Below are 9,403 nucleotides of genomic sequence, written 5' to 3'. Positions count from 1 at the left end.
CCGCCGTCGCCATCGGCTGGAGCAGGGCCGCAATGGGTGCGCAGGCCTCCGCGGCGAGATCGGCTGCCTTCTCATCCTCGACGAGTGCGGCCGTAACCGCAGCCGCAGTTTCCCAGTCGCCGCCTGCCTGGGTGTCGATCACCCTGAGCTCGAGGAAACCACGGGGGCGGACGAAGGGAAAGAGCGTGGTGAGATGGTATTCGACATCCCGCATCGTCGCCGGCCGCGGCCCTTCCCCGCGTAGCCATCCCCGCATGGTCAGCCCGTGCGGCGCACTCCAGGAACCATCCGGTGAAGGGATGCACAGCACAAGGGCGTCCAGTGCGTAACGGGCCCACGCCGCCGGCGGATCCTCAGTAACGGGAACCGGGGCGGTCCGGGATGGATCCGTGGCGAGCCAGACCTGCTGTCTGGCACTGCGCCAGCCGCTGGGACTTCCCTGACGGAACGGTGAATTCGCGAACATGGCGACCAGCACCGGGGCGAGGAGGTGGAAGCGCGTCCACCGTTGCACTGCGCTTTGCGGTCCCGAGCCGTCAAGGCCGGCGTCAAGACAGACCTGCAGTGAAGCTGTTGAGCACATCATGGTCCGGCCGGCAGGACCGGACCGGTCAAAATGCTGCTCCATGGCCGCGTACCGGGACTCGTATAAGCTCCGCACCGACGGGCGGAACCCGTCCAGAGCGAGTGGGCTGAAGGTCAGACCCGCGGCGTTGAAATGCCCGTCGATAGTTTTCACATCGGCGCGCATGGCTTCAATCAGAGACGGAAGGTCGGGACCACAGGCTGAACTGACTTCCAGCTGGCCGCCGGGCTCGAAAGTGACCGCGGCACCGTGGGGGAGTACTTTACCGGCGGGGGCCGCAGCCGCACGGACTTCCGCAAGCGGAACCGCCCGGCTGGAATCGGATGCATCGTGGACGATTCGTTCAATTTCCACACCGACAGGTCCGGGCGGGCCGGTCTTGAAGCAAGTCGAGGCAATATAGACCTCCGCCTCAGACTCCGACAGAGGCCGCAGGTCGTGCTCCAGCTCAGGTGTAAATGTCATGGCATGCGATCCCTTCGACGATGGATACTTCGACCCGCGTGCTTAGCAGTCTCATCACCACACTAGAGGTTGAAAGATCGTTCGTTGTGTATTCCAGATCACAGAACGGGCAATTTCGCCGTCCTAGTGTGAAGGAACAGACACCCCACGAAAGGTTGGTACATCATGACTACAGCATCAGCTCACGCAGACCATGCAGCAGTCTCCACAGGCGTTGGACGGCGCATCTCCGCCGGAGTGATCGGAGGCCTGGCCGGTGGTCTCGTCTTCGGAGCACTCATGGCAATGATGGGCATACTTATGACCATCGCTTCCATGGTCGGCTCTTCCTCCCCCTGGGTCGGCTTCGGTGTCCACCTGATGATTTCCGTCCTGATCGGTCTCGGTTTGACCGTTCCGTTCGCCGCTTTGCTCAACAGCTATGGGAAAGGCGTACTCGTCGGAATGGGATACGGCCTCGTCTGGTGGATACTCGGCCCACTGCTGATCATGCCGATGATGATGGGTATGCCGCTGTTCACTATTAATGCAATGGCCCTGATGTCTTTGATGGGACATCTGATCTATGGCGTTATTCTGGCGGTGGTGGCCGTCCGCGTGTTCCAGAGCAAATCATGAGTGAAGCTTGCGATCTCGGCGGCGCCATAATTCAGGGAGGCGCAGTAGCGCGTCCCTGGGCGCCGCAGAGACGAGAGGCCGAAACGCAAATGTCCGAACATCCGGACCGGTTCAGCTGCCTGAACGAAGTGGACTTGTTCGCCGACCTGACTCAGGACGAAATCCAGGCCATGGAAATGATGGTGCCCGCGCGGCAATATCGTCGGGGTGAACTCGTCTTCAGCCAGAGCGACCCGGCCACGGCCCTGTTCATCCTTAAAACCGGTCGAATACGCATCTTCCGGTTGGCCGAAGACGGCAGCGCCCTGACGATGGCAATCCTTGAACCAGGTGCCGTCTTCGGTGAAATGCTGCTTGTGGGCCAACGGATGTATGACAACTACGCCGAAGCGATCGAGGATTCGACAATCTGCCGGTTGAGCGCCGGAGACGTTGAACGCTTCCTGCTTTCCGATCCAAGAATCGCCATCCGGATCTCACGGCTGCTGGGCGAACAAGTCAGCCTGCTGGAGGAGCGGCTCACTGATCTGGCCCTCCGCCCTCTGGAAGCCCGGGCCGCCAGCACGCTGCTCAAACTGGTCGACACAACGGCACACCACGGTCTCAGCCGGGCACCGGTCATCAAGCTGACACACAACCAGCTCGCCGGCCTGCTGGGCGCCACCCGCGAGGCGACCAGCAAGGCCATGTCCGAACTGGCTGCAAAGGACATCATCCGGCAGGCCCGCGGCCGCATCGTCATCCTCGAGCCCAACGCTCTCAAGGCGGCAGCACGCAGAACTTCCTGACCGGGAATGACCGGCAGGAATTATCAGGACCCGTGCGGACTTACACCGGACGGAACGACAGATTCAAAAAATAAGGAGAAAATTATGCCCCGTATCCCCGCACAGACCATTGACAACGCCCCTCAGGATTCCCGCGAACTGGCTAAGAAGATGGAAAAGAAGGTTGGCAAGCTCCTGAACATCCACGCCGGAATGGCACACTCCCCCGTGGTAATCGCCGCCTACGACGGAATCGCCGGCGCCATCTCCAAGCACGGCACCTTCGACGCGCGTACGCAGGAAGCCATCGCTCTTGCCGTTGGCAACGAGGACGGCTGCGACTACTGCCAGTCCGCCCACACCATGTCCGGTAAAGCGGCAGGCTTCAGCGAAGAGGAAACCAAGGCCATCCGGGCCGGCGACATCGACTTCGACGACCGCCTCGCCGCAATCACCGCCATGGCCCGCGAAGCGGTCTCCAATACCGGATCAGTCTCCGAACAAACCTGGCAAAGTGTTCTCGATAACGGATGGAGCGAGGAAGAACGGTCCGAAGCCTTCGCGCACATCGCCGTGAACCTCTACACCAACTACTTCAACCACTACGCCGGCACCGAACTCGACGTCCCGGCCGCACCGGAACTCTCCTAACCCGCGAAGGACTATCTATAGGAGCGCCAATGACAGTCGGCAATAATCCCGTCCGCCGCGAGCAGGTCGAGGTCAATGGATCCAGCCTCTCCTACCTCACCAGCGGAGATCCCCAGGGCAATACTCTGTTGCTTCTGCACGGCACCTTCTGGAGCCGGGTCTGGCAACCCATCCTCCCCGCGCTGGGGGAACAGTTCCATTGCATCGCTTTGGACTTCCCGGGTTTCGGCCGGAGCGAAGGAGAGCTCGACGTCGATCAGGCCAGCGTTCCGGCGCTCGCACAGACTGTCCTCGACGCCGCCGATGCCCTGGGGCTCGACAAGTTCTCAGTAGCGGCCCACGACATTGGTGGTGGCATAGCGCAGCATCTTGTGGCCAACAGCGGCCGGGTCAGCCGGATGGTATTGATGAACGCCGTCATGTTTGATTCCTGGCCTGTTCCGGCGGTCGAGCGGTTCCGGGATCCCGCAGTGCGCCAGGCGGTCACCGCCGAACAGCTGCAGGAGGGACGCCGTGAAGCCACGCGGAAGGCCGTCGCCCGGGAACTGACCGACGAAGAACTCGACGATTACCTCTCGCCCTGGAAGAGCCCGGCCCGTTCGCGGTCCTGGATGGCGATGGCGGCTGCAGCCGACAATGTGCACACACTGAACCTGGTTCCGGCCCTTAGGGAAGCAGCCGTGCCGACGCGACTGGTGTGGGGACGCGACGACGAGTTCCAGAAAGAAGCCACGCGGAAGGCCGTCGCCCGGGAACTGACCGACGAAGAACTCGACGATTACCTCTCGCCCTGGAAGAGCCCGGCCCGTTCGCGGTCCTGGATGGCGATGGCGGCTGCAGCCGACAATGTGCACACACTGAACCTGGTTCCGGCCCTTAGGGAAGCAGCCGTGCCGACGCGACTGGTGTGGGGACGCGACGACGAGTTCCAGAAAATCGAATTCGCCCGGCGCTACGTCAACGAAATCCCCGCCAGCGACCTCGTTGAAGTGGCTGGCAAACACATCCCAACAGAAGATTCGCCCGAAGAAGTCACCGACGCCATTCTCGGACACCTGCATACGTCAGTTGCTTCCGGATCCTAACGCCGCAGCGCATCCTTGGCCGGCTGGGCGTATGTACGGGATGAGCGTCCGACACCCCCGCTCGATCGCTATGGATGCTTGACGGTCAGCGGAAGCAGCTTGCGCAGTCCAGCGTTCTCCCCAGGGTCCAGCACGGAGTGCTGGACGCAGGCGGGAATCAACTTTCCCGTCTCCGGATGACTCATGGTATACATGCATGCTCCGAGCCGCTCCTGAGTTTCCGCAATTTTCGGGTCGTCACTGGTGATCCCCTGCTGCATCAGGTCCCACGCAGGCTGGACCTCGGCCGCATCCATAAAGCTATGGACAACAAACGTCTTGAAACCGATCTTCCTACGCGCGGCTGCACCCATGAGCGCCCGCAGTCCGCCCGCACGCCGGGAGATCCGCTGTGCCAGTCCCAATATCGGCGGAACATCCCCAGGGTGCCGTAGCAGCGCACGCAGGACCTTCACAGTCAGGACGGGTGCCGGAACACCACCCACAACCATGCCGCTGAAATGGTGCAGAAGCCGGTCCCGGACCCCGAGGTCCTTAGGTTCGTCCGGATCCAGTAAGGGGACAAACCTGCCGTCCACCCTGAGCCCCGCCGTCGACCGGTTGCACCTCGGATCACCGAACTGCGTGGCCTGCCAAGGCAGCTGCTGCCCGGCACCCTCCTCAATACGGCTCCAGACCGCATCGATGGTGACCTCCTGAAAGTCCTCCTTCCACCGCCGATCATCCCCCAGGAAGGCTGCTGGCTGAAACGAGAGCATATCGAAGGGCATCTCCAGAACATCCCGTGTCACTGACCCGACCTGGCCCACATTTGAGGGCGTAACCGTCATATTGTGGGCGAGGTAGGAACGGACTCCGTGTTCCCGCTTCAAATCAATAAACATCCGGGCAAACTGTTCGCGAAACGGATTAAGCTCGGTCTCTGTGCGCGGCCTAACGGCACCGCGGCGGCCCCGCATCAGTGAGTCGAAGTGCGCGGCGAAGGAAACTCTCGGGAACCGTGGACGTCCCTCCTTGTCGAGGACCACATCAAGGAGGTACTGGTAGTCGAAATCGCCATGTGTCATGGACATCGGCTCCCTGCCGTTGGCCCGCATGGCCAACAACGCCGCGGCATGGTCCTCCGGCGCCAGCAGGCTGACCTCGCCGCCGATCAACTGGGCATGAGCCCGCGGCCCGCGCATCTTGCGCAAGTATTCCATCTGACGCGTTACCTGCTCGACGGTATGCGCGCCGTCGATCCTCACCTTGTTGGCGTCAGCCGCGTGGTAGCACGGTGCGCAGGTCAGATTGCACTTCGGAAATACGCCATGGGTGCCCTCACAACCGACGGCGCAACGACCCAGAAGCTGATTCGCGGTTTTTACGTGATCTGGCAACTCCGCCCATCGCCGGTCCAGGGCGGCGCGGACTTCGGCCGTGATGGGGCGGGTCTCGAGTTCGAGACCCTTCATCCAGGTGGAGATCGGCACTGGCCCTCCTGTTTACGCTAAGTTTTAGCGCTTCTCTGCAAGCCTAGACCCTTGGATGTTGACTTTGGGCCCTATTTCCCGCCTCTCCCCCCGTGCCGCTGAATGTTCTCAGGCAAATATCCACAACATAGGGTAGAGCGAGAGCAGAGCCCTGTACGACGAGGATGTGGAGATTCCATGGAACGGACCGAGGATGTCATCGACCTACTTGTAGTTGGTGGTGGCACCGGCGGCATTGTCGGGGCGAAAACCGCGGCCAGGCTGGGTGCACGGACAGTTTTGGTGGAGCGCTCGAGGACCGGTGGCGACTGCCTGTGGACCGGCTGCGTGCCGTCGAAAACGCTCCTCTCGGCGGCAGCGCGGTCGGCAACGGAGCGGACCCTGGGCGGCAGCGGGACTCTTTTTTCCGATGTCCGGGCCCGGATAGCGGAAGCCATCGCAGCTATTGAGCCGGATGATTCACCGGAGTCGCTGGAGGCGGCCGGCGCGTCTGTCATTTCCGGGACTGCCCGTTTCACCGCACCGGGCGAAGCGGACATTGACGGCCGGCGAGTCCGCTTCCGCCAGGCGCTCATTGCGACGGGCAGCGCGCCGTCGGTGCCTCCACTGCCCGGACTCGAAACGGCGCGGGTGGTTACGTCCGACACCATTTGGGACCTTGAGCAGCTGCCCGGCCGGTTGGTGATCATTGGCGGTGGGCCCATCGGCTGCGAATTGGGGCAGGCCTTCGCCCGTCTCGGATCCGCAGTGGTCCTCGTGGCCAGATCCGAAATCCTGCCCCGGGAAGACCGCGATGCAGCCTCCGTGATCAGGGACAGTCTTAAAGCCGACGGTGTGAACGTGATCGAGAACGCCGCCGTCGATCATGTCAGCGCAAAAGAGGATGGGACCGCCGTCGTCCATACCGACGACGGGCAGAGTTTCGACGCGGACGTCATCCTCGCCGCCACGGGCCGGAAGGCAAGGACGGAGGGTCTTGGGCTCGACGCTCTTGACGTGGAGTGCGACAAATCCGGGCACGTCCTGGTCGATGCAGGTATGCGCACCTCAAATCCTGCTGTGTGGGCCGCTGGGGACGTCACCCCGTACCCGGATTTCACTCACCTCGCCGGAGTTTATTCGAGCGTCGCGGCGTCCAACGCCGTGCTGGGCCTGCGACGGACGGTCAACAAGACGATTCCGCGCGTCACATACACGTCCCCGGAGGTCGCCGCAGTCGGTCTCACCGACGCCACCGCGCCTGGGCACAAGACATCAACAGTTCACCATGGTGACACTGACCGTGCCGTCACTGAGCAACAGACGTCGGGAATGACCCGGATCGTAATCGATAAACGTGGCAGGATCATGGGCGGAACGATCGTGGGCCCCAGGGCCGGTGAATCGCTTGCAGAGCTCACACTCGCCGTTCAGCAAGGACTCAGCACCCGGGACCTGGCGGGAGTGACCCACCCCTACCCCACCTACAACGACGCACTCTGGAACGCCGCCGTAGCCCACGCCCGCTCCGGGCTTGATTCACCACTGGCGACGGCGGCCGTAAGGGTTCTTCTGCGCTTGAACCGGTGGCGCAATGACCGCCGCCGGGATGCTCAGTTCAACAGCCGGTAGCCGGAGATAATGCGTTGGGTTGCGCTGACAAGGACAACAAATGCCCAGACGGCTGCGATCTGCCACGCAGCTGCGGGGAAGATCAGCCAAAGGCTGTGCACGAGGACGGTTTCGGCTCCTTCGGCGAGTCCTCCAAGAAAAGACAGTGAGCGGCCGTCGTCCTTCTGCCGACCCGTTTTCTCGGCAATGGAGGAAAACGCGAGAAAGACACTGCCATTGATGTAATAGGCGAACATCACAGCCAAAAACGGCAGCCACGGGGCGCCGAACGCAGTGGCGGCTCCGATCGCTACGCCGGCCACGGTGGCGCCATAGACGACGAAATCGGCTGAAATATCCCAGAATCCGCCCCGGCCTGAATCCGGGTTTTGTCCTTCCGCTGGGTTCTGTTGGACCCGCCGGCGTGCCAGGGGGCCATCGACGCCGTCGGCCGCCCGGCACAGCAACCATGCCACCAGGGCCGGGAGCCATTGTTGCGAGGCTGCAAGAACGGCACTGATTAAGCCAAGGAGCAGGTTCAGCCCGGTAAGCCGGTCCGGGGTAATCCACGGGCGGTCAAGCCAACCGGCAACAGTGTCCAGGACGGGCGAGAGCAGCGGGCGGAGTCGTGCATCAAACATCGTCCGCCTTCTCCCCGCGCCGGCGCCGGACAGCGAAAATGACGCCGGCCAGGGTGAGCACTCCCAGCACGCCGGCGGCCACGTTGGTTTGCCAACCAAAATCCAGTCCGTAAGCGCCAAGTGCGACAAAGCTGATGGTCCCGGGCAGTATGCCGAGACCGGTTCCCAGGAAGTACGCACGCCATCCCAGGGAGGTCAGGCCTGCGGAGTAATTAATGGCGGTGAAGGGCAGAACCGGGACCAGCCGGACACCGATGACGGCGGCGAAACCGCGCCTGCGGAGCACCTGATCCACCTTCTCCACTCTCGTTCCGGTCAATTTCTCGACCGCCTCCCTGCCAAGGAGGCGTCCCAGCCAAAAAGCCGCCGTCGCACCGATCATGGCGCCGGTGTAGACGAGGGCGAGGGCTCCGGTGAAACCGAACAGAACCCCGGCCGCGATGGAAAGAATATTCTTCGGTACCGGGGCCAATGTCAATGCCGCATACCCGATAATGAAACCCACTGGCGCCCACCAGCCGGCACGGTCCGTCATCCGGCGCAGCTCCTCGACGTCGGGAAGCGGCACCAACAACACAACCACCGTGAGCCCGGCGACGAATACCACCAGAAGCAGCAATTTCCGTATCGGCGTAAGGGCAATGATGTGGGAACTGATGTGCTTTCCCTGCATAGTTCCCCACCGTCGATCGATTCAGGTTCCTGTTGGGGAGCCATTCCAGTATCGACGATACTGGAATCCGCAGATCAAACCGTACAAAGGATTCCAATGCTGCTTTCCTCATTCCGGCGTGGCCACCGCCCGGCCCTCGCCGGTGCCACCGGCGCCGTTATGCTGCTGCTGACATCCTGCGCCGCCCCGACAGCGGGAACCACTGAGGAATTCAGCGACTACGCGGACGTTCTGGCTGAAGCCGACGGCCAAACAGTGGACCTCTGGATGTATGGCGGAGACCAACAGGGCAACAAATACGTTGACGATGTTCTGGCCCCCGCCGCAGCGCAGCAGGGTGTGGAACTTCGCCGGGTACCCGTGGCCGACACAGCCGACGCCGTCAACCGCGTCCTGACCGAACTTCAGGCCGGCCGTGATGATGGCTCTGTGGACCTGGTATGGGTCAACGGGGCCAACTTCGGCACCGGTAAACAGGCTGGCGCCTGGCGGTGCGGCTGGACAAATCTGCTGCCCAATATGGAATACACCGACCCTGACGATCCGCTGATCACCCATGATTTCGGCATCCCCGTGGACGGCTGCGAAGCACCCTGGCATAAGGCACAGTTCACCTATGTGTATAACTCGGAGGCCATCACCGATCCACCCACCAGCCTGGAAGGGATTCTTGAGTGGGCCGAAGAGAATCCGGGCCGCTTCACATATCCGGCACCGCCGGACTTCACCGGCAGCGTGTTCCTGCGTGAAGTTCTGCTCAGTACCGCCGGCGGGGCCGAAAAAGTTCCACAGGAATTCTCAGAGGAAGCCTTCGAACGCTTCGCACCGGAGGCAATCCAGAGACTGGACAGGCTC

At 62.4% G+C, this 9,403-nt stretch carries 10 protein-coding genes; 6 read left to right on the top strand and 4 right to left on the bottom strand.

Translation table 11 applies throughout. From position 1 onward, the window contains the following. Positions 1–1,051, bottom strand: a 1,051-nt coding sequence (locus Y707_RS31595) for a glutamate-cysteine ligase family protein (RefSeq protein ID WP_051442102.1), incomplete at its 3' end; no start/stop codon positions are given. A gap of 165 nt (positions 1,052–1,216) precedes the next feature. Here Y707_RS31595 and Y707_RS26695 point away from each other — a divergent pair. The 4 genes from Y707_RS26695 (at position 1,217) to Y707_RS26685 (ending at position 4,172) form a co-directional block, all read left to right on the top strand. Continuing rightward, complete coding sequence (locus Y707_RS26695) at positions 1,217–1,669, top strand: hypothetical protein (protein ID WP_051442101.1); 453 nt, start codon at positions 1,217–1,219, stop codon at positions 1,667–1,669. Continuing rightward, positions 1,666–2,457, top strand: coding sequence for a Crp/Fnr family transcriptional regulator (locus Y707_RS26690; RefSeq protein ID WP_035782048.1), 792 nt, complete (start codon positions 1,666–1,668; stop codon positions 2,455–2,457). Before Y707_RS26695 ends, Y707_RS26690 begins: the two co-directional genes overlap by 4 nt. Positions 2,458–2,541: 84 nt before the next feature. Further along, positions 2,542–3,087 (top strand): carboxymuconolactone decarboxylase family protein, encoded by a 546-nt coding sequence (locus Y707_RS0115920; RefSeq protein ID WP_026535822.1) that lies wholly within the window; start codon positions 2,542–2,544, stop codon positions 3,085–3,087. Between the two features lie 29 nt (positions 3,088–3,116). Next, positions 3,117–4,172: an alpha/beta fold hydrolase gene (locus tag Y707_RS26685; RefSeq protein ID WP_051442099.1), complete on the top strand. Its 1,056-nt coding sequence runs from the start codon at positions 3,117–3,119 to the stop codon at positions 4,170–4,172. A 68-nt stretch (positions 4,173–4,240) separates the two neighbouring features. Here the strand turns inward: Y707_RS26685 and Y707_RS0115910 are convergent, their stop codons facing one another. After that, a complete protein-coding gene (locus Y707_RS0115910; RefSeq protein WP_026535820.1) occupies positions 4,241–5,644 on the bottom strand; it encodes a hypothetical protein in 1,404 nt (467 codons plus the stop codon). A 177-nt stretch (positions 5,645–5,821) separates the two neighbouring features. Here Y707_RS0115910 and Y707_RS0115905 point away from each other — a divergent pair, with 177 nt between their 5' ends. Further along, positions 5,822–7,255, top strand: coding sequence for a dihydrolipoyl dehydrogenase family protein (locus tag Y707_RS0115905; RefSeq protein WP_026535819.1), 1,434 nt, complete (start codon positions 5,822–5,824; stop codon positions 7,253–7,255). Here Y707_RS0115905 and Y707_RS0115900 read toward each other — a convergent pair. Both Y707_RS0115900 and Y707_RS0115895 read right to left on the bottom strand, forming a co-directional pair. Further along, complete coding sequence (locus Y707_RS0115900) at positions 7,237–7,875, bottom strand: CDP-alcohol phosphatidyltransferase family protein (protein WP_026535818.1); 639 nt, start codon at positions 7,873–7,875, stop codon at positions 7,237–7,239. The two genes, Y707_RS0115905 and Y707_RS0115900, sit on opposite strands and share 19 nt — an antisense overlap. Further along, positions 7,868–8,548 (bottom strand): TVP38/TMEM64 family protein, encoded by a 681-nt coding sequence (locus tag Y707_RS0115895; protein WP_035782045.1) that lies wholly within the window; start codon positions 8,546–8,548, stop codon positions 7,868–7,870. The genes Y707_RS0115900 and Y707_RS0115895 overlap by 8 nt, the downstream gene beginning before the upstream one ends. Before the next feature lie 96 nt (positions 8,549–8,644). On the opposite strand from Y707_RS0115895, the gene Y707_RS0115890 reads away from it, so the two are divergent. Continuing rightward, positions 8,645–9,403: ABC transporter substrate-binding protein (locus tag Y707_RS0115890; RefSeq protein WP_026535816.1), on the top strand; the 759-nt coding region annotated here is incomplete at its 3' end.

The organism is Arthrobacter sp. H14, from assembly GCF_000520495.1.
Lineage (GTDB): Bacteria > Actinomycetota > Actinomycetes > Actinomycetales > Micrococcaceae > Arthrobacter_C.
The sequence above is the reverse complement of the archived record's forward strand: the minus strand, read 5'-3'. Positions and strand labels throughout refer to the sequence as shown.

What these genes read in the sequence shown, in the direction of transcription:
- Y707_RS0115920 (WP_026535822.1), top strand. Translation starts at nt 2,542, where the DNA reads ATGCCCCGTATCCCCGCACAGACCATTGACAACGCCCCTCAGGATTCC.
- Y707_RS26695 (WP_051442101.1), top strand. Translation starts at nt 1,217, where the DNA reads ATGACTACAGCATCAGCTCACGCAGACCATGCAGCAGTCTCCACAGGC.
- Y707_RS26690 (WP_035782048.1), top strand. Translation starts at nt 1,666, where the DNA reads ATGAGTGAAGCTTGCGATCTCGGCGGCGCCATAATTCAGGGAGGCGCA.
- Y707_RS0115900 (WP_026535818.1), bottom strand. Translation starts at nt 7,875, where the DNA reads ATGTTTGATGCACGACTCCGCCCGCTGCTCTCGCCCGTCCTGGACACT.
- Y707_RS0115895 (WP_035782045.1), bottom strand. Translation starts at nt 8,548, where the DNA reads ATGCAGGGAAAGCACATCAGTTCCCACATCATTGCCCTTACGCCGATA.
- Y707_RS26685 (WP_051442099.1), top strand. Translation starts at nt 3,117, where the DNA reads ATGACAGTCGGCAATAATCCCGTCCGCCGCGAGCAGGTCGAGGTCAAT.
- Y707_RS0115905 (WP_026535819.1), top strand. Translation starts at nt 5,822, where the DNA reads ATGGAACGGACCGAGGATGTCATCGACCTACTTGTAGTTGGTGGTGGC.